The following is a 23,050-nucleotide window of genomic DNA, read 5'->3' as shown; positions in this document are numbered from 1 at the left end:
GAACACTGATTTTTGCCTAAGCGTGAACACTTTTTCCGCATGACAAAATTTAGTGTTCACGGTAAGCAAAAATCCCCACCCCTTCTTGCAGGTCAGTTTTTAACCATTAACCTGCGCTCCTTTGTTTAACCCTCAGGAGCCGTTATGAAAACGAAGAAGATCTCTATGCAGAAAATCAAAGAAATTCTGCGCCTCAAATACGGCGCCGACCTCTCATCCAGGCAAATATCCCGTAGCCTGAATATATCAACGGGGGCTATCTCAAAGTACCTCAATCGAGCCGATGCGGCTGGCATTGGTTGGCCTTTGCCAGAGAGCATGACAGAGCAACAAGTTTTAGCCATCCTGCAGCCGTCACGAAAACCAAGAAAGGACACGGTCACCGTGTTTGCGGAACCCGATTTCAATGCAATTCACGATGAGTTGGGGACCAAGGGAATGACACGACAATTGCTGTGGGAAGAGTACACACAAGACCACCCCAGTAATCACTATAGCTATTCTCGCTTCACCGTTCTGTTCAAACGTTGGCAGGGCTCACGCCAGCTATCGATGAGACAAACACACCTAGCTGGCGAGAAGATGTTTGTCGATTATTGCGGGCCGACCATGGATGTCATTAACCATCAAACGGGCGAGGTACGTACTGCCCAGATTTTTGTCTCCGTCCTGGGCGCCAGCTCTTATACATTCGTTGAGGCGACATGGTCACAAAGCTTGCCTGACTGGATTGGTTCCCATGTTCGAGCATTTAACTTTTTTGGTGGTGTTCCGGAGGTGGTTGTGCCAGATAACCTGAAAAGTGCCGTTAGCAAAGCCTGCCGCTATGATCCTGACCTAAACCCTACCTATCAGCAACTTGCAGAGCACTACAATGTTGCCGTCATCCCAGCTCGCCCCTACAAACCAAAGGACAAATCTAAAGCAGAGGTCGCGGTTCAAGTGGTTGAGCGGTGGATCATGATGCGCCTGAGAAAGCAGCCATTTTTTACTCTCGCGTCACTTAATCAAGCCATTCGTTTTTTGCTGGCAGACCTCAACAACCGCCCGTTTAAAAAACGTCCGGGATCTCGCCAATCTCAATTTGAAAGTATTGATAAGCCTGCGTTAAGACCGTTACCACCATCCCCCTATGAGTACCTTGAGGTTAAAAAGGCCAGAGTTCATCTTGATTACCATGTGGAATACGACGGTCACTTCTACTCCGTACCATATCAACTGGTAAAACAAAACGTGATGATTCATGCAAGCCGAACCACCTTGACCATTAATCATCAGGGAAAGCAGGTGGCCCACCACCCGCGAGCCTTTAAACACGGCCACACGACTGACACCACGCATATGGCGAAGGCGCATTTGAAGCATCAAGAGTGGTCGCCTCAGCGGTTTGTGTTATGGGCAACCCGAATTGGCGAATACACGACATTGGTGGTTGAGCATCAACTTGGGGTTCTAGGGATTTTCCCCTCTAAAGTAACATAGAATGCTACAGGCTTTGTATTATATAGCCTCCAGCTGTGGGTTACTTTCGTTTCCAAGCTTAATCATCCACGATTGGCTTCGTAATTTCACTAATATCAGGCAATTTTCCGGTATTGGTGAAGTTATACGTCCCGCTTAAGTTGATATTTTGCCATGCAACGGGCGAAACAGCACGAGTGATAGCCGCTTTTTCTTCATCACCTGTCGCTTCAAAGTGTCCCAGAAGATGACTCAGTATCGCGGAGTTGAAGTAGATGAGCGCATTGGCAAGCAATCTTGCGCATTCATTCCAGATAGCGATTTCAGACTCGTTTTTGCCACGGAACTGATCACCATTCACCGACGCAATGGCTCGTCTAAGGAAGTGCCATGCTTCTCCCCGGTTCAGGGCACGTTGCACATACTGCCGCAAACTGGCATCGTCGATGTAGTCAAGTAAATATTGCGCTTTAACCAGTCGATTATACTCCGTCAGAGCCTGTAATATTGGGTGTCCAGAAGGGTAACCAGACAGCTTTCTCACCAGCATTGCTTGTGTCGTCCGCTTTGTCTGAAGTGACAGAACAATACGCCTGATATCTTGCCATCCCGTTGTAATAACATTCGTTCTGATAGGCTTCTTTAGCGCCAGTATGGTGTTACATTGTTCATTTTCAGTCACCTCAAACAGATCGTTGATGACGCTGTTAAATTGCGCGTATCGCGGTGCAAAGCTGTAGCCGCATAGATCCAATAAAGCGAAGTTGACGTGATTGACACCGTGTGTATCTGTCGAGAGTACGTCAGGTTTGATATCGCTGCTGTTGGATTGCAACAGATCATAGATATAGTGTGATTCATGCTCGTTGGAGCCGATTATCCGTGCATTCAGCGCGCTGTGATTGGCGACCAGGGTCATGGCCGTGATCCCTTTATTGGTACCGAAGTACTTCGAGGAATACCGGGTTTTAAACGTTTCCAGATGCGTTTCGAATTTCTGACCATCCGCACTGGCATGCAGCTGGTCCTCCTGAATATGGTAGTGGCGGAAGATGGGTAGCGCTGCAACCGCATTATTGATCACGTCGCTGGCGTCATGCAGCGTTTCAGGCCGGATATAGTTGGCCTGCACCGTACTCAGGTGTTCATAGCTTCGATCGGAGATCTGCGCCATGCCATACACACCACGGTGAGTGGCGTTGGCAATCAGAATGGCCAGTAAATCATCCTGATGAGTGAACCCTTGTTTTTGTATCGGAAGTACATGAGTCAGACATTTCATGAACCCGGTTTCGCGCTCTACATACCGCAGTACATCCGCGATACCGACCGGTTGCATTCGCTTAAAAAAGGGATTGTTGACCAGAGATGTAGCGCTTTTGGTCGGCAGACGCCAGCGGGTACCGGTACGATTTTTCATGATCACATTTCGATTGTCTCCCTCATCAATATGGAGAGCAACGTCTTTGAGTGCACTTTCCAGCCGGTGTTGTTTCTCCTGTAACAATAACTCTGCGGGCTGTTTTAGTCTGTCCAGTGTTGATGAGGCCAGCAAGGTATCCTGCGATGTTTGGGGGATCAGGTCGTCTTCCAGTGCCCGGTATTTGGTGACATTTGACAGATAAATACGTCCGTTCAGTCGTGAAGTTAACTGCCGTAGAGCAGCCATTCGTAACGTTGCGGGTTAACGTTATCCTGTTTCAACCAACCATGGGAGGTGCTTTTTCGGGATGAGCGACGTATCCATCGTCTTCAGTGGTCCACCGATGCGATTTCCGTCTGCATCTGTTGAAGTTGGGCGACGACGGCTTCTGAGCCTTTACCGGCCTCACATTCAAGGCACAAGAACACCTGCCTTAACAGTTGCTCCAGAGATTGCATTGTTCGTCATAATGTTGCCACTGGTACTCTTCCACGGTCCGTTTCTGTTTTTTCAGGTAAAGGCAGAGGGTCTGGATATCCCTGTCATTCATGACCTTCAATGCCTGTTGTCTGACTACTGAGAAGGGTTGATTATCATCAATGTTCTCATCACAAACAGATGCAGTAACTCTGCCGCTTTCGTGACATTGTCCGCGGCTGACTGCCAGGACAGGAACACTGCTTGTTGTGCAAAGGTGTTGGCAGCTTCTTGTTGCTTGCGGATATGGTAAATGAACCCATCAGTTAACCGTTCCAGTGCCAGTTGTATCCGCTCTGTCAGGTGACATAGCAACCATAGATGCTGCTGTGCGCGTTTGAATCGTTTGAGTTTACTACCGTAATAGTTGATGAGCTCACCGAAGTGTTGTCGATTTTTAAGAGACAGATTAAGCCCATCGATAACGCCATTGATTTGCGTGCGCCATGGCGCTAACTGATGATAAAGGGCAAGCTCTTTTTTAAGTTCAGGTACGGTCAGACTTTTTGCACCGCCTCTGAGCTGGTTCAGGCTTAGTCCGTCATCAATGGCTGTTATGCTGTCCAGAAAGACGTGAAGTTCAGGACTGGTGAGTTGATTAAGTTGGTGCGCCAGGTCTTTTCTGACCTGCTGCATCGCTCTGCTTATCAGTCTCTGGAGTACGGTGTACCTAGGGATAGCAATGCTGTGACTGGTTAGGAATTCAATAGCAGTATCAAAGAGGTAACGCGGCTCCAGCCAGGCATTGCCCACCTGAACAAGGTGGTCGAAAAGAGAATTGAAGTGCTGACTTTCGTCCCATTTGTGATAACCAGCAAGGTCTAATACTTTTGCGTAGAGTCGATCTTTTTGTTTTTGTGAGGGAGTGAATGGTCTGAGCCCCTTGCCGCCAAGCAGCTCTTTACTGATGAACATTAAATCCTTAGAAACCTGCGAGTAAGCGATATCTAGGATGACGGGCTTTGATTTGAAGTATCCCAAAATCGCGACAAAGTAACATCTATGAGCTCTGAGACGAATTGACCGAAAAACTGCCAATTCCGCATCGTTCAGAGAAAAGTACAGACGTTGTTCTTCGATTGAAAAAATGGGTGGGGAATAAAGATCTGCCTGTTCTGCTCTCGTGAGAATAGTAATTTCGTTTTTGATGGCCATATCAGGGCTGTTCCGTATTAAATGTACGATATTTACCTAATTTGCCACACTTATAAGTAGTAACCCACCTCCGCAGCCATTTATTGGTGTGGTCTACAGAGGATTAAGTCTTTTTAGAGGGGAAAATCCCTAGAACCCCAAAGACGAACAACATTACGGTCAATTAGCTCAAATAAACGGTTTTAGCTTACACGCTGGGGTGTTTGCAGACAGCCATCAAACTGACAAACTGGAAAGGCTATGCAGATATATCTCAAGGCCAGCGTTAAGCGAGCAACGATTGAGTCTAACCGATTCAGGAAAAGTAAGATATCAACTGAAAACTCCCTATCAAGACGGTACCACACATGTCTTTTTTACTCCCTTGGATTTCATAGGCAAGCTCGCGGCACTGGTGCCAGTGCCGAGGCTAAACCTTACGAGGTTTTATGGCGTGTTTGCTCCCAATGCTAAGGTGCGTGCCGAGGTAACGGCTTCACAACGCGGTAAGAATAGCCCTCGCTTAGCAGAGCATCTGAAAGATTCAGATAAACCATACCATGCGCGAAGCATGTCGTGGGCACAAAGGTTAAAAAGAGTATTCAATATTGACATCACAGTCTGTGAGGCTTGTGAAAAAACCAACGTCAAAATTATTACTTGTATTACGGATCCGGCTGTTATCCATAAGATTTTGGCGCACCTTGACAAGCAGACTCTTCTTGAAGCAAAAAACGATTCTCTAATGCCGCCACTTCGAGCTCCACCAGCCACAGCCTCATTCAGTGACTACATCATTCAACGCGACTTCGATTTTGGCGCATGAAGCACAAAAAACAGACCATCACTTGAACATGCAACATGTTGAGGTAAGGGCTTTCACATATCTCATTGCGGATTTCAGTACCCAAGACCAGTTATATTGCGTCTATCTTGATGACAACTACTTCACTGATTCCTGAAAAGTACCCATTTGACACACGTGCAACTGGCCTTAAATACAGCTGACACAGTGGGTAGTACATAGCGTTAATATTTCTTATACTCCGCGAGTGCATTTACTGAAGTTATCATCGTGGATGAAAATCTTGCACCTTTCGTGGATATCGAAGTGAAACAAGCAGGTGTTCCAGTTAACGTTATCGACCCAGACAACGGCACGGTCTCGTTAATCGCAACGGTTAACGATGTTAACAAAGATGATAGCCATAACATTGAGTGGTTCTCAACAGATAGTGCTTTTGCTGATCTAAATGGGGAGTTCGTCTATAGCTTCGAGCCAAACACACTTAATGAAGGTATTTATCAGTTAGATGTTATTGTTACTGAAAGTAATACACAAGAGCAGTTAACTACTTATCAATCTATTCAATTAGTGATTGAGAATGCTATCGATCTTTCTTCAATTATTGACAGTGATAATGACGGTACTGTTGATGCTGAGGAGGGGCTTGCTGATAGCGATGGTGATGGCATAGCGGATTACCTTGATAATGATGACAACACTAGCCGAATTCCTAGTAGTCAAAATAGTTATCCAATCGAAACTAATCCAGAGTTAACACTTGTCGTAGGTTCTTACGTGCAAGCGATAAATGGCTTAGAAAGTGAATATACTGCACTGACAGAAGAGGAAATTGCTGCAGTATTAAATGATGGCGACGCTGACATTATCGATGATGATTATCAAGCGTATTCACCACTATTTAATTTTATTTTAGAAGGTATCTTACGTCATGGAGAGTCTGCAGCGATAGTCATTCCATTATCGCAAGGGGAGAGCATTCCAGCAGATGCGGTATACCGAAAGTATAACTCTCGTGATGGTTGGTATGACTTTATTGAAGATGAACGTAATATTGTTCGTTCTGCGCCATTTAATAGTAATGGTACTTGTCCAGCAGCTCAGGACTCGAGTTATAGCCTGGGCTTAACCGTAGGTGATAACTGTATCGAGTTAACGATAGAAGATGGTGGCCCTAACGATGCTGACTTGTTAATTAATGGCAGCATTGAAGATCCGGGGGCTTTAAAAGTTAAGCCAACATCGATAAATCATGCACCGGAGATCAAGCTCTCAGATTATTCAACGCAAATTAAATCAGGTGAATCGATAGAGTTACAAGCAGTAGCAACCGACAGTGATGGAGACTCGCTAACTTATACCTGGAGTCAACTCAGCGGTGCAGCAGTTAGTTTTAGTAACACTAACTCAGCGACGGTGATGATTACAGCACCGATTTTAACTGCAGATGAGACGGTTGAAATAGAAGTAGTCGTAAGTGATGGACAGCTTTCATCTAATGCTGTCGCGACAGTCCTTATCAATAGGGAAGTAAAAGAAGTCGTTGAAAAAGAAAATGACAAAGCGTTAGAAAAAGATACTCAAAATAGTGGTGGCGCCGTTAACTGGCTGCTGTTACTCGGGCTTATGCTCATTTTATCTAAAAGAGCAAATATGCTTCGCTTACACAGTTTTATTAAATAGTTATCTCCGGGAGTCGTTCGGAATGAAGAGTTCAATAGTAAAGTCAAACACTAAAAGTCACCGTTTCATCTTAAAAAGCTCAGTAATTGCCATGCTGTGTGCAATATCGACATCGGCGATGGCAGAAAACACAAAGCTTGGCACTAACGCAGGTGCAGCGCTCACCTCCGGTGATGAAAACACCCTAATTGGTGTTGATGCAGGTGCCGCTTTAACTACCCAAGGCCAAAGTACTTTTGTTGGTCAAAGTGCTGGTGCAGCTAATACTACAGGCCAATTTAACAGCTTCTTCGGTTACCAAGCGGGTATGGCTAACACGATAGGCCACCACAATAGCTTTTTCGGTTATCAAGCAGGGAAGTCTAATATTAATGGAGCTAGTAACACTGCTATTGGTTATCAAGCAGGTACTGCTAGCACCACAGGGTTTGGTGGCACTTATATTGGTTCACGAGCAGGTTATGCAATAACAACCGAAAACAAAAATACTTTTATCGGCGAAGAAGCCGGTTATCAACACACAGGAGGTCAAGGTAATACGAGTATTGGTTATGGCTCCATGTACGACGCTCAAGGAGGTAATTATAATACGGCAATGGGAACAGGCGCAGGTTATAGTTTAGGAAAGCCAAACAGTATAGCAGGAGAGTTATATAACGGTTCACGAAATACAGTAATAGGAACGGCAGCTGGTGGTGATATTGGCGGTGGTAATGCTAATACCATGATTGGTGATAATGCCGGACCAAATACAGAAAGTGCCGATTTTAATACCTTTGTCGGTTTTCAAGCGGGATTTGATAATAACCGAACAAACTCAATCACTAACGCTAACCGTAATACCGCTTTAGGTGCCTATGCCGGATATACCAACCGTGAAGGTGAAGATAATATTTGGATCGGTACCTTGGCTGACTCAGCAGATTGGACATTTTATCATGATAATGAAGTCGAGTTTGTATCTACGCATGGTAGTGATTGGTATGTTACTTATAACGACTTAGACGGTACCGCACGGGCTAATAATAGTACTAATGTAAGCCGCACTACAGTATTAGGAAACCAAGCGACAGTTATTGCCAACGATGGTGTTGCTGTCGGTTATTCAAGTCGTATTGCGCAAGTAGGTTCAATTGCCATTGGTACCAATGCCACTAATGCTAATACCAACAGTATCGTCTTAGGTTATAACGGCACCAGCCATTCAGATAACGCTGTGTTATTAGGTAATAGCACCACTACTTTATGGTCAGCTCAAACTGATGCAACGACAACTTTAGGTAATGCGAGCTATCGTTTTACTGATGTCTTTTCGAATAAAGTCTCTGTTAATGCTGCAACCGGTAATGGCGCGCAAATTGATTTATTTGCCGATGCAGGCGCTGCCGACGACGATAAGTGGACAATAACTGCTGCCAATGGTGGCGATTTTGCTATTTCATCATTTTCGACTGGTTCAGATGTTAATTTATTGAGCATAGATAATACTGGTAACGCGACTATCGCAGGTAACTTATCGTTAAATTCAGATCGACGCTTAAAAACTGATATTCAGTCAATTAATGGCGCATTAGAGACTATAGATAAACTAGATGGTAAGCGATATCACTGGAAGCCTGAGTTACAAAAAGGCAATGAGCAACAAGTCGGTTTAATTGCGCAAGAAGTTGAAGCGGTTTTACCTGAATTGGTTAGCGAAAATGACAAAGGCATTAAGTCAGTTAACTATGTTGCACTTGTGCCTGTGTTAATTAATGCGGTAAAAGAGCAACAAGCACAAATTGCAGCGCAACAAAAACAAATTGAAGCGCTGATGAGGCTAGTACAAAAATAAATTTAATCTACTAAGAAATCGCTTCAATCTAATCCATCGCTAGAGCTAGAGTCAAAAACTAACGCAGGCGAAGTGATTGAAGCGGTGTTTTGCCAAACGATCCAAAGCAGTTACCTGTTTGTTTGGTACAACAACAGGTAGGCTGTTTAGTTTTGGGTATTATCAGTTATCCATTGTTTAACAGGCTCTACCCAAACAGGTAATGGATTATAAAATGCGCCGTGCGATTTACCTGTGCTTATCGATATTTCATTAAAAGACGCCACATCGTCACTTCTATCTATCAGAAATTGGCACGAGCCAACTTGATCAGAGGTCTCATAAATCGACTTTACATGCCCATATACTTTTACCTGAGTATGTTTTTTTATTAAGCCCGCGCAACCCGCTAAGATAATAGTATTTATCTCGCTTAACTTAAGTTCATTTGTAGTTAATATAGATAATGCACCGCCACGAGAAAAACCTAATAAGGTAATATTACTTGGTTTAACGTCTGCAGCGATTAATTTAGCGACATCTTTTGCCAGCTTTTTAGCAAATTGAAATGGCTCGGTATGCTTTGCTCTGTGGTAAGCGATTAAATGGTAGTTATCATCAGCTAGGACTTTTTTAATCTCAGGAAAATCATAGATGCCCCATTCTGGGTGCTTTGGTTTGGCATTTGTCCCTTCAACAATATAACCGTGAGAATAAAATACGTATTTTTGATTGGCATCGATAGTTTCTGGAAAAGACTCATATATTTCTCCAGCGTTTGCAGCGTATGAATAACTTAAAGTAATAAGCGTTAAAGGTAGTGAAAACAAGCACGTTTTAATAAAAGGTTTTAGCATAGCTGATAGCGGTAAATTTATAGATGAAGAGGTATTTGAAGATATTGATAAAAGCATTTTAATGTATTGACCAATAAGAGGTTTTTATAAATTTATAGTTTTGAAGATTATAAAGAAGTCTCATGTTTATCGCACGAGATCTTTTGGTCGAATAAAGGATGTTAATGTAAACCTTTGTGTCATTAAGTCGCGCCACTTAAACGGCATACTGGTATTGAGCGCGACATAGCCACAGGTAGGAATATTGGCGAGTGTGCTATTGCTAACTCTGTTACAAAATTCAGTGAAGGCAGGATTGTGACCAACTATGACAAGTTCATCTATAGAATCATGTAAACCTAAACAAAACCTGAAAAGGTCATTCGAATCAAATGTATATAAATCAGGTACAGTGCACCAATTAATGGTGGTGTTATCTAATGCTTTATTGATTATGGTAATAGTAAGCTGGGCGCGTTTAGCTGGGCTAACATACACGTTTTCAAAATAACAACCTGCATTTAAAATAGCTGGCGCCATCAATTCACACGACTTTACGCCTCGCCGGTTAAGCGGTCTGTCAAAATCAGTTAGAGAACCGTCTTTCCAACTTGATTTAGCGTGTCTGATAAGGTGAATTTTCTTGCCCATTATATTTTGATGTTCATCAACATAGGTTAAGGTATAGCCTGTTATTAAATAGACGAAAATAACGATATACTTTAAGCTTAATTAAAGTTACTCAAATAATAAAAACAAGGTCAGCATGGACGTTAATTATTCAACAATTGATTCGGTACTTTTTGTCTGTATGGGCAATATATGCCGCTCTCCAACAGCAGAAGCTGTATTTCGACATAAAGCGGCACAACAATGCAAACAAGTTAATATTGATTCGGCGGGGACTATTGGTGCTCATGCTCGAGAAAAGCCTGATCATCGTTCTGTTAAAGTCGGTCAAAGTGCAGGGTACTCATTTGATGGTATTAAAGCGCGCAAAGTAACGGTAAATGACTTTGAACACTTTGATTTAATTTTAGCGATGGATGAGAATAACTATAACGATTTAATCGATCTTGCCCCCCAAGAAAGTGCACATAAAGTGAAGTTGTTTCTTGATTTCGCGGAAAATTTTGATGAAAGAGAAGTTCCTGACCCATACTACGGCGGTGCAGGTGGCTTTAAATATGTGCTTGAGCTTGTTGAAGATGCGAGTGAAGGCTTATTAGCTAAAATGCGGTAATTAAAAAGCTGCACACATACACACTTATGCGCAACTTTCTATCGTTAGTAGTTTAGACATTGCGCGAATCATATGCCCAATGCAATAGCGCTTGTCGCTGCTTGCGCCTGCAGCTGTGATCAAATGGCTCACAAAATTTGATCACAGCGCTTAAATGTCGGCGAAAGTTCTTCCAACGTTTTATCTGACGTAAATCCTCTTTCTCTAATCGTCTTCCTTGGTAATAACGGCAGTACCACTGAAACCAACCTCGTGGGTCTTGGTGGTAAATCCAACCTTTTTTACGCCACTCGCTTAATGGTTGTGATGCATCAACGCGAAAATAGTTTAAGGTTATATCCTTATGGCTTGGGCTAAGTAGGGCATTTTCAAACCAGTCAGTTGGAAATTCTTCTTGGCAGTCAGTAAGGTATTTACCACCAAATACACCCAATTCGAGCATTTCTTTTGGTGTTAGTTGTGGCTTAAATTCAGGATGGAAATCTTGGCCGACTTGTGCCGTTAAGGTGTAACGATAATTTTGCTGCATTTGATCGTTTACAACGATAGTGGTCATTTAACGCTCTATATTTATCTAGTATTTGAAAGACATACGAAATAAAAAGACGATAGGTTTACTCTGGAATTGGTAATTGATGCGCACGTAAAAAACTTAACTTATCCCAATAACCGCGCTGTAACTTAATTAATCCATCGTTAAAATGAAAGAAGCCACAACCACGCAAGCCTATTGGATCTTTCCATTCTAAAATCGCGACATTACCGTCTTCGAAGATGTTTTCAATAATACAAACCATTTCTGCTTGGGCAAATTCTTCTTTAAACATCTCATAAATTGCTTTCTTTCCAATGACTGGTTCATTGGCAACCTGATGATTAATTGCATCAGTGGTGTAAAACTCAGCAAGTGTTGAGGCATCTCCTTGATTAAAAATATCCACCCAGCGTTTGATTATGTCGCTTGGCGTGTTATTTGTTTTGTTTACCGTAGTCATTGTCTTACCTGGTAAAGCCTTTGCCTATCAATATTTTTGCTTATTAACGTTGATAATACCCTTGTTGAAAACGTTACTAGCTAATTTTCTATTATGCGTTGTTTAGTACCTGCGAAGTTTTCATATACCTTTTGATGTGCTTTGCGTGAAAACTCATCTTTTCTGTCGTCATAATTTTTAATCCAATCAATTAACAGCGACAAATTGGCATCTTGTGCTTCTTTTGACGGGTATTTATGTGGTTCCCAAGGTCGTTGCTTAGCGTTTTCGACACAAAGCGAAGCCGGTAAATCAAGAAATACTAGCTCTGTTGCATCATCGAGCACGAGTTCAACAAGGTCACTATAACAACCTTCAATTACCCATGAATAGTGCTTTGATAGAAAGTCATCAATTGTGTCTTTTGACTCATTAATGGGTTTACGGGTTGGAGGTGTGGTAGCTTGCCAAGCTAATGTATCTAAGTCCAAATGTTCACAGCCAACATCCGTAACCATTTTCTTTGCTAAGGTCGACTTGCCTGAACCAGAATTTCCGATAATAACGACTTTTTTAAGGGATTCGTTTTTAAAGTTTGCTTCTAAGCCGATTCCTGCAGGAGAATTAAAAAATACCTGAGTACAATTAACATCTGATAAATAGGTTACGTCAAATTGTATGTTTTGTGCTTGTAGCTTTTTGACAAAGTCAGCGACACCTGTTAATTGGAATGCAATATGATCAATGTACGCATTTTTAGTATTTGGAACGTGCTTGTCACTTTCTGTTAAATGAATTACTGCTTGGTCTTTCGCATATAGCCAATAACCGTGTTTTTTAAAATTCGGACGTTCGCCTAAAGTTAAGTCAAATACTTCACAGAGGTAGTCTTTTTCCTTAGCCAATACATCGGCTGGCGCACTAATGTTGATATGATCAAATTTCATTATTTTTGTCGCTACTTGTAATTTCTATTAAATAGTTAGTCTGATAAACAGTTAATTTCGTTTTTAATTTATTATCTATTGCCACACTTTAATATAAATCAAGGGTTAAACTTCTTAAGAGATTAATCATCGGTTTAGCTTATTTTAATGGCGTGTTCTGCTAATTCTGTGGCGTACATTGTCAAATCAATGGCGTAAACAGTCGATGTTGCCGCCCCTATATTCCAATAATCTAATTCAGAAATTCGATAAGTGTAGCTGATATAAAGATTCTTAAGAATCACTTCTACGATAAATAGCTACATAAAAACAACTGTATAGCAAGTAATTGGGGTAAAGTTATGAGTAACTATGGGTTATTAATAAATGGTGAATTAGTTAAGAGTGATATGACACTAGATGTCATTAACCCTGCAACAGAAGAAGTATTTACTCAAGTGCCGCGTGCTGATGAAGCTATGCTTGATCAAGCGGTAGCTGGCGCAAAAGTGGCGGCAGCTAAATGGGCGTTAACTGATATCGATGAGCGCAAGGCGTTAATACATAAGATTGCAGATGCGATTAATGCCAATATTGAGCCTTTAGCCAAAGCATTAACGCAAGAGCAAGGTAAGCCGTTAGCAGCAGCAACCATGGAAGTGCAATATGCTGAGATTTTTTGTCGTTACTTCACTTCTCTTAACTTAGAAAATGAAGTGTTAGTCGATGATGAAAATCAGCGCGTAGAAGTACAACGTACGCCGTTAGGTGTTGTTGCAGGCATATTACCTTGGAACTTTCCGTTATTAATCGGTATATACAAAATAGCGCCGTCTATTTTAGCGGGTAACAGTATTATTCTTAAACCGGCTCCTACCACGCCAGTTGTTTCGGTAATGTTAGGTGAAATTCTTAAAGATGTAGTACCAGCAGGCTTAGTTAACATTCTTGTTGATGATAATGATCTTGGACCTAAAATTACCAGCCACCCTGGTATTGATAAAATCTCTTTCACAGGCTCAACACCAACTGGTAAGGCGATCATGTCAAGTGCTGCGAGTACATTAAAACGCATCACATTGGAGCTTGGTGGAAATGACGCGGCGATTGCTTTAGATGATATTGACGTAAAAGCGGCCGCTCAAGGTATCTTTAATACTGCCTTTATTAATAGCGGCCAAGTATGTATCGCGTTAAAACGCTTGTACGCACATGAGTCGATTTACGATGAGCTATGTGAAGAGATCGCAAGTCTTGCTCGACAGGCAGTTGTGGGTAATGGCTTAGACGAGGCCACTCAATTTGGCCCAGTACAAAACAAGATGCAATATGCCAAAGTATGTGATTACTTAGAAGACGCCAAAGCGAACGGTAATGTTATTGCAGGTGGTGAGCCATTAGACCAAAAAGGTTACTTTGTACCATTAACTGTTGTTAAAGATATTAGTGACGGTACCCGAGTAGTTGATGAAGAACCATTTGGCCCAATTTTACCTATCGTAAAATACTCAGAACTAGACGATGCAATCGCTCGAGCTAATAATTCTGAATTTGGTTTAGGTGGCTCTGTGTGGTCTTCTGATATCGATAGAGCGTCAAAAGTGGCAAGCCAAATGGAAAGTGGTACGGTTTGGATTAACCAGCACTGTGCGTTTGCTCCTAATATTCCATTCCCTACATCTAAACAATCAGGTATTGGTGTTGAGTTTGCTCAAGAGGGCTTAAACGAATTCACTAATATGAAAGTAGTCAATATCAATAAAGCGGGATAGTTGCTTGTTTTCCGGCTGTTTAACTTTTGGTAGTGCTTAATAAACAGCCGGCTTTTTCTTTCCGTTATATTTCAAACACACTAGGAGTAAACCGTGCTAGTTAATCGATTAAAAAAATCACTGACCGCAACTGCTTGCTCAGTCGCTTTGCTTACCTGTGGTGCAAGTGTATATAGCACTGAAGTTGTCGCAAGTGAAAGCTTATTGCAGCAACATTGCTCAGGCTGTCATATTGAACAAAGTCAAGATCCGCTAACATTAAGCCGTATCAGCTATCAACGAAAAACACCAGAAGGTTGGTTAATGACCATTGCTCGTATGCAAACTACCCATGGTTTGAAAATTGATGGTGAGACAAGGGCAAGTCTCGTTGAATATTTAGCCAATACTCAAGGTTTAACACCTTCTGAGTCAGCACCATATCGTTATATTTTAGAAAGACGACTAAACCACATTGAAAATAAACAACCTGAGCTTGAACAAATGTGTGCTCGTTGTCACTCAGAAGCACGAGTCGGTTTGCAACGCAGAGATAAAAAAGATTGGGAACATCTAGTTAACTTTCATCTGGGGCAATGGCCGAGTACCGAATATTCAGCCATGGGACGTGATAGAAAGTGGTTTGAAATCGCGATTAATGAAACGGTACCATTTTTAGCTAACAAATATGCTTTAAATACGCAAGACTGGGTGAAGTGGCAAGACAAGAGTAAAGTTTCTCCTGGTGGCAATTGGCGCATTACTGGCCATATGCCAAGTAAAGGGGCGTTCCAAGGAACGGTTGCTTTAAAAGATAAGGGCAATAACCAGTATGCTATGACTTTTACCGGTACTTTTGATGATGGTGAGTCGTTATCAGGTACGGGAAGTGTATTAGTTTACAGTGGTTATGAATGGCGTGGCTCGCTAACAGTTGGTGATAAGCAGTATCGTCAAGTGTTCGCGTTAAACGAGGCGGGCGATAGCTTATCTGGCCGTATGTTTTTAAATGGTCATGAAGATATTGGTGTTGATATCTCAGGTCATCGAAGTGATAAGGCATCGATTTTATCGCTAAGCCCTACTTACATTAAAGCTGGCGAGACACTGCAAGTGTCAATTCGTGGCTCTCAATTATCTGGTGATGTTACTTTTTCTAACGGCTTAACGGTTGTTTCTGAAGTTTCCCGCACGGCAGATGAAATTATCGTACAGGTAAAAGCACCTAAGATGGATGCATCTGCCATGAGCAGTACAGTTAACGTTGGCAAGCAGTCACTTGATAATGCCTTAGTTGCCTATCAACAAGTCGATCAAATCAAAGTTAGCCCAGCTTATGCCGTAGCTCGCGTTGGTGAAGGGGGCGGCAGTCAACCTAAAGTGACCGCATCGTTTGAGGCCAAAGCATTTGCCGCTGGTCAAGATGGTGAAGTGGGCACCGATGATGATGTCTACATTGGCTTATTCCCAGCAAGCTGGAGTGTCAAACCATTTGATGCTCAATCAGAAGCGGATGAAGATGTAAAGTTTGCTGGTGTTATTAACCCTGAAACGGGGGTCTTCACACCAGGCGATGCCGGGCCTAACCCTGATAGAAAATACGGAACTAACAATGCAGGGCGCTTAGCTGTCGTGGCTAAATTACAAGACGGTAAAAACATCTTAGAAGGGCAAGGGGAGCTGATTGTTACCGTACAACGTTGGAATAATCCGCCAATTAAATAGCGGCATCAGGTACTCGTAATGACCAAAGTTCTAAAAAAAGTTCCAACTAATTCACGCACTATAGCAGTGAATGATAAGCAGATGATGTTTCATGTGCCGACAACTAGCTTGTTTGAATTGGATGAATTATCGGCTCAGCTGATTGAAGCGGCAGATAGTGAAAGTGGCTTATCTGTAGATAAACTAACGCAAAGCTTATCAGCTCAAACGGCAAAAGATATTGATGATACGGTTGAACAATTAATTCAACTTAAAGTGGTTGCTTCAAATGATGCTGGCGTTCAGGCGTTTGAGCCTGATAACCCTGAAGTTACTCAGCTTGAAAATATCCCATTAACCACTTTAGTGCTTAATGTAAATACAGGTTGTAATCTCAGTTGTAGCTATTGCTATAAAGAAGACTTAGATACCCCGGCTAACGGGCAAAAAATGAGCTTTGATACCGCGAAAAAGTCCATTGAAATGATGTTAGCAGAATCGCCTGATCAGCCAAGGTACAACATCGTATTTTTTGGCGGGGAGCCGTTAAGCAATATGCCATTAATTCGCGAAGTGGTTGAATATGCACAAGCACGCTTTGCCGAGCTTAATGTGCCGATTGATTTTTCATTAACCACCAATGCTACTTTGTTAAATGAAGAGATTATCGAATTCTTCCAAAAACATAAATTTGGCATTGCGGTAAGTATCGACGGCCCTAAAGCCATTCATGATAAGAACCGCATTACCGTTAATGGTAATGGAACTTATAAAGCGGTGACTCGAAAAATTGAATTACTGATGAAAGGCTATAACGCCAGACCTATTGGTGCTCGTGTTACGTTAACCAAAGGGGTGACTGATATTGAAGAAATTTGGCAACACCTGTTTCATGAGCTTGGCTTTGCAGAGGTTGGCTTTGCGCCAGTCACCTCAGGTGATATCAGTGAATACAACTTATCTGAAGATGAGCTTAAAGCGGTATTTGCCAGTATGATAAAAGTCGGTCGTCATTATATTGATGAAGCAAAGGCTGGACGCAATATTGGCTTTTCTAACATGCACCAGCTGATGACGGATATTCACGAAGGCACAAAAAAAGCACTACCGTGTGGTGCGGGTATTGGCATGGTGGCAATTGACCATAGTGGCGGCGTTAATTTATGTCACCGCTTTACTGGCTCAGATCTGCCAGCCTTTGGCTCTGTTATTGACGGTATCGATAGCGAGGGCTTGGCTGGCTTTATTGAAACGCGTATGGATAGAACCAACACGGGTTGCAGTACTTGTTGGATCCGCAATATGTGCTCTGGTGGTTGTTATCACGAAAGCTATGCTCGATATAACGACCCACAAAACCCGACTTATCACTATTGTGATCTTATGCGTGACTGGGTTGAGTTTGGCTTAAAAGCCTATGCTGAAATCAATGCGGCAAACCCAACATTTATGGATACATTTATCACCCCTCGTCGAGGACACTAACAATGAAACATCTAAAACCACTGAATAAAAAAGCAGAATTATTAGACTCTGCAATGGATAAAAACAAGAGTGAAAATCAGGTTAAGGGCGATGACGCTACCGTTGAAGAAGTTGTTGCTATGCAATCGGTTGTCGGTTGTACAGGCACAACTGATCCAGGCTGGGAGGTTGACGTTTTTGGTGGCGTCGCAGGGTTATGTCAACCAATGGAGTCAGACTTATATGGTTGTGCCGATCCTTGCTGGTGGCCGGCGCAAGTTCCTGATGTCATGAATACTTATCCTGACTGGACTAAGGGTGCCGACTCTGCGGGTGATGACTGGCGAAAACTAGGCGATGTCTTTCCAAAAGATGATAAAAAGTAGGCGAGATACCATGATTAGCTTTTCAAATAAATTACGCCAATTGTCCGTAGCTAGCTCGTTAGCTCTTTTACTTGTTGCTTGCGGCAGTGAGCAAGTCGCTGAAACTAGTGATACTAAGAAAGTAGCATCTGAAAACAGCGCTGAAAAAAGTGATTATATGGTGGTGGTTAACCGCCCTAATAATATGCACTTTGTAGATTTGAGCACCGACGAAATCGTGCGCACTTGTCAGTTACCCGATGCAGTTTTACCGGGTACTGTGGTGATGTCGCCGGATAATTTAACCGCTTATGTCCTTGCAGGGCGCTTTGATCGCATATTAGGTGTTGATGTCAATAATTGTGATCTCACTTTCGATGCTAAATTTTCTTACGATAATGTCCGTATCAAAAGTATTGGCTCATTAGCGGTAAGTACCGATGGTGAAGAAATTTACACCATCCATAATCCAACCAAGTTACATAGTGATCACTACGAGGTATTAGCGAGTCAATTTGCTGTTTACAACGCGAAAGATGGTATTGACGCTAAGCCAACCCGTACGTTTGATGTACCTCGACAAATTAACATTATGGCAGCTGCTGACGATGGCAGAGTGTATTTATCTGGCGCGGATGTTTTTGTTATCGACCCGAAAACGGGTCAAGTAGATACCGCTATTGCCAGTCACTCTCATAATCGCAGCAATTACGGTCAACCAGATGTGTTAACCGTATGGCCACTGGGTAAAGTGAATAATGAATTTGTCCGTATGTATACCGTGCCTAAATTTACTGATGAAACTCAAAACATGGATACTGCCACATTTATGTGGGGCTATGAAAAAGTGGATTTAGCAACCGGTGAAACTGAAGTAAAAGACTTTGGCGTTCTCGAGCAAATCTTTTTTACCGGCATGGCAAGGCCACAGCATCCTGATGAATTTTATGCGGTATTAACGCAGTTAAAACGCCATAAAGTGTCTGATTTAAGTGTTATCAAAGAAATTGATCTAGAGCGTACTTATTATGTTATTAATTTCTCAACTGATGGTTCTAAGCTCTATTTAGGCGGCACGTATAATGATATCGCTGTTTATGACGCAGAATCATTAACTAAGTTAAACAATATTGTGTTACCAGGTGGCGATATGTCACTGGGTACCTTCCAAGTTTTCTCATTACCACGCGATAAAGTGGTGTATTAAATTAAAAGTAAAGTGTATGAGGCTAAAACTTGTTTATTAGCCTCTTTAGAGTTAGGTGTTCTTAATGGATATTTTTGAAAGAGATTTAGATTTAAATCAGGCGAACTATCAGCCACTATCGCCAATTGGCTTTTTAGAAAGAAGTGCAATGATTTACCCTGATAAAGTGGCAATCATCCATGGTGAACGAAAAATCACCTACCGTGAATATTTAGCTAATGCTAAGCGCTTGGCGTCGGCTTTATCAGCGAAAGGCATTAAAAAAGGCTCAACCGTGTCAATTATGGCGACCAATATTCCGGCATTTTTAGACGCAAACTTTGGTGTCCCGATGACAGGTGCAACACTCAATGCATTAAATACGCGTCTTGATGCCGAAGGTATTGCATTTATATTAGACCATGCTGAAACCGATATTTTGATCATGGATACCTGTTTTTCACCTATCGTTAAGAAAGCATTAACGCTTGCGAAAAATAAACCTTTGGTGATTGACGTTGACGATCCGATGAATACCTCTGGTGGCGAGCGTATCGGTGAGATTGAATATGAAGACTTTATTGCATCGGGTGACCCACAGTATAACGAAGTACATATTCACGATGAATGGCAAGCCATTGCTCTGAACTATACGTCTGGCACAACCGGTGATCCGAAAGGCGTTGTATACTCACATCGAGGCGCTTATTTAACCTCTATGGGTAACGTAGCTATGTGGCCTATGGATGAAGATTCTGCTTACTTATGGACACTTCCAATGTTTCACTGTAACGGCTGGTGTTTCCCTTGGTCTGTTACGGCACGCGCGGCAACTCATGTTTGTTTACGTCAGTTTGATGTGGAAACCGTAGCAAATCTGATGGCTGAGCATAATGTTACCCACTTTTGTGGTGCGGCGATTATTCTTAACGCGATTGTTAATGCCCCTGATGCCGTTAAAGCAAAAATTCCTAAAGCGATTAAAGTGATTACTGGTGGTGCGCCACCACCAGCAACAGTACTTGAAGGCATGGATAGCTTAGGTTTTGAAGTTACTCACGTTTATGGCTTAACGGAAGTATATGGCCCAAGTGTTATTTGTCAGTGGAAAAAAGAGTGGAATGATCAACCCGCAGCAGAGCGTGCACGCTTAAAAGCTCGTCAAGGGGTTAGATACGTTACACAAGAAAATGTTGAAGTGCTTGATCCTGAGACGTTAGAAAGTGTGCCAGCAGATGGTGAAACTATTGGCGAAATTATGTTTCGTGGTAACCAAACCATGAAGGGGTATTTGAAAAACCCAGATACTACGGCAAATTCGTTTGAAGGCGGTTGGTTCCATTCTGGCGATTTAGCGGTTAAACATCCCGACGGTTACATTGAAATTAAAGATCGCTCAAAAGATATTATTATCTCAGGTGGTGAGAATATCTCATCTGTAGAATTAGAAGGGGTAATTTATCAACACCCGGCGGTATTAGAAGCGGCAGTGGTTGCTAAGCCTGATGATAAATGGGGTGAAACACCTTGTGCTTTCATTGAGCTAAAACCTGGGCAAGAAGCAACAGAACAAGACATTATTGATTTTTGTCGCGACAATATTGCCCACTTTAAGTGTCCTAAAACTGTGATCTTTGGCGCATTGCCGAAAACTTCAACTGGTAAAATCCAAAAGTTCTTATTACGAGAACGCGCAAAAGCTTAGCTAGAATAGGTAACTGGCGTTAACCGTTAACGCTAGTTACCTCGTTCTCACTTACTCTTCAAACATTATACAAATGTGATCGCTATGTCTAAAAGTACTGAAATTGCAGTTGCAATCACCCGAGAAGAAGCGGTTAGTCAATTGTTAGCCTCTGGCAACGAGCCGACATTAGCTGATTGCATTAAGGTGTTTAATTGGCAAGAATTTCCCGAGAAGCACTTCTCAACAGAGCAAAAAGTCACTCGTATTTATTTTGGTGGTGAATTTTGTGATCGTTTACTGCCAGATAAAAAAATTATGCAACGAGTGCTTAATTTAATTGAGCAACATCAGTTATCGTTAAGCCTATTAACCCCTTTGCTTTCTGATTCCGCATTAGCACGCCTTAAACAAGTTTTCGCTATTTTACCCAAAGGGACTGAAGTGGTGGTCAATGACTGGGGTACGTTAAATATATTAAGGCGAGAGTATAAACATTTAACGCCAATTATTGGTCGTCAACTTTGCAAAATGATCAAAGATCCACGGCTACCTTCTGAGCAGTGGACTAAGCTTTACCCCCATGGCGTGCAATCGGGGCCGTTTCATCAGCTTTTAAAACGTTTCGATATTGAGCGTATTGAAATGGATGTACCACCGTTTGCCAAGGTGGTTGACTTTGAGAGTGAGGATAAATCGGTATCGGCACATTTTCCTTATGGTTTTTCGGTCAAAGGTAGAATGTGTAAAATTGGTGCCATGGAAATAGAAACTCACCGTAAATTTGGTCCAGGTCATGGCTGTAATAAAGAATGCTTGACTTATTCTGCGAAAGTGAGTCGCGGTTGTTCGTCGTCAACTCAAGATGAACAAGCGGTTAATGTGACAGCTAGTCAATCATCCAAACAACCATTAACACAAACGCCGAAAGCACCTGACTTACGAACTTTCCAGCAAGGCAATACCATGTTTTATCGCCACACTGAAGAAATGACGGAAACATTGGCACAAGCGGTGGCGCAAAATAAAGTTAACCGTATGATTTTTGAAGGAGACTGGCATGAAGATTACCGCCCCCATTAGTCGCGTTGAAGAAATCGAAATATTAGCAGCAGCGGGTGCTGACGAATTTTACTGCAGTGTTGTTCCAGAGTCCTGGACCAGTACCTTTAAAACCTCCGCAGTGAGTCGCCGAGCGTTTGGTAATTTACCGGAATTTAGTGATTTAGAAAAAGCAGTAACTGAAGCGCATCGATTAGGTAAACAATTGCATCTGGTGATGAATTCTCAACACTATACGGGTGAGCAACTGGCTTGCTTATTAGACCTTGCAAGGCTATTTGATGAGATGCAAGGTGATTCAGTGATTGTCGGTGATGAAACCTTATTAGCACTTTTAGGTAGCCATGATTTTAATTTTCAAATTCATGTCAGCTCGATTGCCAGTTGCCGCAATAGTGAGTCAGCGAGCTTTCATCAAGCATTGGGTGCTGATCGTATAATTTTCCCACGCGATATGAAAATTAGTGAAATGGAAAGCATGGTCGCTGCTAATCCATCACTAGAATTTGAAGCTTTTATGCTAAACGATGGCTGTGTGTATGAAGAAGGCTCGTGTCACACCATACATTTACCGGGTAAGTTAGGTGGCGCTATTTGTATTGATAACTATCAATCTAATGATCAACGTATCGATGGCAAACCGTTAAGCGATGCCGAGAAAAAAGCGTTTGAAATAAACGATAAAGATTACCAAAAATGGTTGTGGTATCGCTTTGGTAATGGCTTTTCTGTTAGTCCTAATGGTATGCCATACGGGCCTTGTGGTTTATGTGCTTTACCACGATTTTTAGCCAGCTCTGTCACCTCGGTAAAAATAGCTGGTCGTGACGCGCCAACTGAACGTAAATTAAAAAGTGTGCAAATGGTTAATGCGGTGCGAGAAACATTAATCGAGCAGGGTGGTGATGCGGCAAAAGCGCTAGCCCGTGGCATGCGAGAGCAACCTGAGCATTGTCAAACCGGTTATATGTGTTATTACCCAGAAGTACGTATGAAGCCAGATGCGAAAACGTTGCAGAAAACACAAAATGCAATTGAAGTGGTTGACTTAAGTTAACC

The 23,050-nt window shown here is 42.3% G+C and carries 20 protein-coding genes; 13 read left to right on the top strand and 7 right to left on the bottom strand.

Annotated elements, in window-relative coordinates:
• Positions 1 to 144: 144 nt before the first annotated feature.
• The gene (gene istA, locus IUA53_RS14205; RefSeq protein WP_231401163.1) at positions 145 to 1,482 is read left to right on the top strand and encodes an IS21 family transposase; all 1,338 of its coding nucleotides are present in this window, start codon (positions 145 to 147) and stop codon (positions 1,480 to 1,482) included.
• A gap of 58 nt (positions 1,483 to 1,540) precedes the next feature.
• Here the strand turns inward: istA and IUA53_RS20515 are convergent, their stop codons facing one another.
• On the bottom strand, positions 1,541 to 3,130 hold the full coding sequence (locus tag IUA53_RS20515; protein ID WP_442859009.1) for a Tn3 family transposase: 1,590 nt from the start codon (positions 3,128 to 3,130) through the stop codon (positions 1,541 to 1,543).
• Between the two features lie 327 nt (positions 3,131 to 3,457).
• On the bottom strand, positions 3,458 to 4,516 hold the full coding sequence (locus IUA53_RS20510) for a DUF4158 domain-containing protein (protein ID WP_442859008.1): 1,059 nt from the start codon (positions 4,514 to 4,516) through the stop codon (positions 3,458 to 3,460).
• Between the two features lie 199 nt (positions 4,517 to 4,715).
• Between IUA53_RS20510 and IUA53_RS14195 the strand changes: the two genes are divergently transcribed.
• From IUA53_RS14195 to IUA53_RS14185, 3 genes are all read left to right on the top strand, one after another.
• Positions 4,716 to 5,321: a transposase gene (locus IUA53_RS14195; RefSeq protein ID WP_442859007.1), complete on the top strand. Its 606-nt coding sequence runs from the start codon at positions 4,716 to 4,718 to the stop codon at positions 5,319 to 5,321.
• 249 nt (positions 5,322 to 5,570) lie between these two features.
• The gene (locus IUA53_RS14190; protein WP_071978715.1) at positions 5,571 to 6,983 is read left to right on the top strand and encodes a choice-of-anchor U domain-containing protein; all 1,413 of its coding nucleotides are present in this window, start codon (positions 5,571 to 5,573) and stop codon (positions 6,981 to 6,983) included.
• A 22-nt stretch (positions 6,984 to 7,005) separates the two neighbouring features.
• A complete protein-coding gene (locus IUA53_RS14185; protein ID WP_071978714.1) occupies positions 7,006 to 8,817 on the top strand; it encodes a tail fiber domain-containing protein in 1,812 nt (603 codons plus the stop codon).
• A 146-nt stretch (positions 8,818 to 8,963) separates the two neighbouring features.
• Here IUA53_RS14185 and IUA53_RS14180 read toward each other — a convergent pair whose 3' ends face one another.
• Both IUA53_RS14180 and IUA53_RS14175 read right to left on the bottom strand, forming a co-directional pair.
• Positions 8,964 to 9,710, bottom strand: a complete 747-nt coding sequence (locus IUA53_RS14180; protein WP_231401162.1) for an alpha/beta hydrolase — start codon at positions 9,708 to 9,710, stop codon at positions 8,964 to 8,966.
• A gap of 69 nt (positions 9,711 to 9,779) precedes the next feature.
• Positions 9,780 to 10,283, bottom strand: a complete 504-nt coding sequence (locus IUA53_RS14175) for a SixA phosphatase family protein (protein ID WP_071978713.1) — start codon at positions 10,281 to 10,283, stop codon at positions 9,780 to 9,782.
• Positions 10,284 to 10,398: 115 nt separating this feature from the next.
• Here IUA53_RS14175 and IUA53_RS14170 point away from each other — a divergent pair, with 115 nt between their 5' ends.
• Positions 10,399 to 10,875 (top strand): low molecular weight protein-tyrosine-phosphatase, encoded by a 477-nt coding sequence (locus IUA53_RS14170; RefSeq protein ID WP_071978712.1) that lies wholly within the window; start codon positions 10,399 to 10,401, stop codon positions 10,873 to 10,875.
• 52 nt (positions 10,876 to 10,927) lie between these two features.
• On the opposite strand, the gene IUA53_RS14165 is transcribed toward IUA53_RS14170, so the two are convergent.
• The 3 genes from IUA53_RS14165 to IUA53_RS20425 form a co-directional block, all read right to left on the bottom strand.
• Positions 10,928 to 11,431: a hypothetical protein gene (locus IUA53_RS14165; protein ID WP_071978711.1), complete on the bottom strand. Its 504-nt coding sequence runs from the start codon at positions 11,429 to 11,431 to the stop codon at positions 10,928 to 10,930.
• Positions 11,432 to 11,489: 58 nt separating this feature from the next.
• Positions 11,490 to 11,870, bottom strand: coding sequence for a nuclear transport factor 2 family protein (locus tag IUA53_RS14160; protein WP_071978710.1), 381 nt, complete (start codon positions 11,868 to 11,870; stop codon positions 11,490 to 11,492).
• A gap of 80 nt (positions 11,871 to 11,950) precedes the next feature.
• Positions 11,951 to 12,796: a hypothetical protein gene (locus tag IUA53_RS20425; RefSeq protein ID WP_332249004.1), complete on the bottom strand. Its 846-nt coding sequence runs from the start codon at positions 12,794 to 12,796 to the stop codon at positions 11,951 to 11,953.
• 341 nt (positions 12,797 to 13,137) lie between these two features.
• On the opposite strand from IUA53_RS20425, the gene IUA53_RS14150 reads away from it, so the two are divergent.
• From IUA53_RS14150 to IUA53_RS14115, 8 genes are all read left to right on the top strand, one after another.
• Positions 13,138 to 14,547, top strand: coding sequence for an aldehyde dehydrogenase family protein (locus IUA53_RS14150; protein WP_071978709.1), 1,410 nt, complete (start codon positions 13,138 to 13,140; stop codon positions 14,545 to 14,547).
• A gap of 93 nt (positions 14,548 to 14,640) precedes the next feature.
• Positions 14,641 to 16,251: a quinohemoprotein amine dehydrogenase subunit alpha gene (gene peaA, locus IUA53_RS14145; protein ID WP_071978708.1), complete on the top strand. Its 1,611-nt coding sequence runs from the start codon at positions 14,641 to 14,643 to the stop codon at positions 16,249 to 16,251.
• Positions 16,252 to 16,269: 18 nt separating this feature from the next.
• Positions 16,270 to 17,715 carry a quinohemoprotein amine dehydrogenase maturation protein gene (gene peaB, locus IUA53_RS14140; RefSeq protein ID WP_071978707.1) on the top strand — a complete coding sequence of 482 codons (1,446 nt, stop codon included), beginning with the start codon at positions 16,270 to 16,272 and terminating at the stop codon, positions 17,713 to 17,715.
• Positions 17,716 to 17,717: 2 nt separating this feature from the next.
• Positions 17,718 to 18,080, top strand: coding sequence for a quinohemoprotein amine dehydrogenase subunit gamma (qhpC, locus tag IUA53_RS14135; RefSeq protein ID WP_071978706.1), 363 nt, complete (start codon positions 17,718 to 17,720; stop codon positions 18,078 to 18,080).
• Between the two features lie 10 nt (positions 18,081 to 18,090).
• Positions 18,091 to 19,266 (top strand): quinohemoprotein amine dehydrogenase subunit beta, encoded by a 1,176-nt coding sequence (peaD, locus tag IUA53_RS14130; RefSeq protein ID WP_071978705.1) that lies wholly within the window; start codon positions 18,091 to 18,093, stop codon positions 19,264 to 19,266.
• Positions 19,267 to 19,330: 64 nt separating this feature from the next.
• On the top strand, positions 19,331 to 20,950 hold the full coding sequence (locus IUA53_RS14125) for an acyl-CoA synthetase (RefSeq protein ID WP_071978704.1): 1,620 nt from the start codon (positions 19,331 to 19,333) through the stop codon (positions 20,948 to 20,950).
• Positions 20,951 to 21,034: 84 nt separating this feature from the next.
• The gene (locus tag IUA53_RS14120; protein ID WP_071978703.1) at positions 21,035 to 22,012 is read left to right on the top strand and encodes a hypothetical protein; all 978 of its coding nucleotides are present in this window, start codon (positions 21,035 to 21,037) and stop codon (positions 22,010 to 22,012) included.
• On the top strand, positions 21,990 to 23,048 hold the full coding sequence (locus IUA53_RS14115) for a U32 family peptidase (protein WP_071978702.1): 1,059 nt from the start codon (positions 21,990 to 21,992) through the stop codon (positions 23,046 to 23,048). Before IUA53_RS14120 ends, IUA53_RS14115 begins: the two co-directional genes overlap by 23 nt.
• The last annotated feature ends 2 nt before the right edge of the window (positions 23,049 to 23,050 follow it).

It is taken from the genome of Alteromonas sp. B31-7 (assembly GCF_015767655.1).
In the GTDB taxonomy this organism is placed as follows: domain Bacteria; phylum Pseudomonadota; class Gammaproteobacteria; order Enterobacterales; family Alteromonadaceae; genus Alteromonas; species Alteromonas australica.
The sequence above is the reverse complement of the archived record's forward strand: the minus strand, read 5'-3'. Positions and strand labels throughout refer to the sequence as shown.

Bases quoted from the DNA above. Each gene is read 5' to 3' on its own strand.
- istA (WP_231401163.1), top strand. From the start codon at position 145: ATGAAAACGAAGAAGATCTCTATGCAGAAAATCAAAGAAATTCTGCGC.
- IUA53_RS20515 (WP_442859009.1), bottom strand. From the start codon at position 3,130: ATGGCTGCTCTACGGCAGTTAACTTCACGACTGAACGGACGTATTTAT.
- IUA53_RS20510 (WP_442859008.1), bottom strand. From the start codon at position 4,516: ATGGCCATCAAAAACGAAATTACTATTCTCACGAGAGCAGAACAGGCA.
- IUA53_RS14185 (WP_071978714.1), top strand. From the start codon at position 7,006: ATGAAGAGTTCAATAGTAAAGTCAAACACTAAAAGTCACCGTTTCATC.
- IUA53_RS14180 (WP_231401162.1), bottom strand. From the start codon at position 9,710: ATGCTTTTATCAATATCTTCAAATACCTCTTCATCTATAAATTTACCG.
- IUA53_RS14175 (WP_071978713.1), bottom strand. From the start codon at position 10,283: ATGGGCAAGAAAATTCACCTTATCAGACACGCTAAATCAAGTTGGAAA.
- IUA53_RS14170 (WP_071978712.1), top strand. From the start codon at position 10,399: ATGGACGTTAATTATTCAACAATTGATTCGGTACTTTTTGTCTGTATG.
- IUA53_RS14165 (WP_071978711.1), bottom strand. From the start codon at position 11,431: ATGACCACTATCGTTGTAAACGATCAAATGCAGCAAAATTATCGTTAC.
- IUA53_RS14160 (WP_071978710.1), bottom strand. From the start codon at position 11,870: ATGACTACGGTAAACAAAACAAATAACACGCCAAGCGACATAATCAAA.
- IUA53_RS20425 (WP_332249004.1), bottom strand. From the start codon at position 12,796: ATGAAATTTGATCATATCAACATTAGTGCGCCAGCCGATGTATTGGCT.
- IUA53_RS14150 (WP_071978709.1), top strand. From the start codon at position 13,138: ATGAGTAACTATGGGTTATTAATAAATGGTGAATTAGTTAAGAGTGAT.
- peaB (WP_071978707.1), top strand. From the start codon at position 16,270: ATGACCAAAGTTCTAAAAAAAGTTCCAACTAATTCACGCACTATAGCA.
- qhpC (WP_071978706.1), top strand. From the start codon at position 17,718: ATGAAACATCTAAAACCACTGAATAAAAAAGCAGAATTATTAGACTCT.
- peaD (WP_071978705.1), top strand. From the start codon at position 18,091: ATGATTAGCTTTTCAAATAAATTACGCCAATTGTCCGTAGCTAGCTCG.
- IUA53_RS14125 (WP_071978704.1), top strand. From the start codon at position 19,331: ATGGATATTTTTGAAAGAGATTTAGATTTAAATCAGGCGAACTATCAG.
- IUA53_RS14120 (WP_071978703.1), top strand. From the start codon at position 21,035: ATGTCTAAAAGTACTGAAATTGCAGTTGCAATCACCCGAGAAGAAGCG.
- IUA53_RS14115 (WP_071978702.1), top strand. From the start codon at position 21,990: ATGAAGATTACCGCCCCCATTAGTCGCGTTGAAGAAATCGAAATATTA.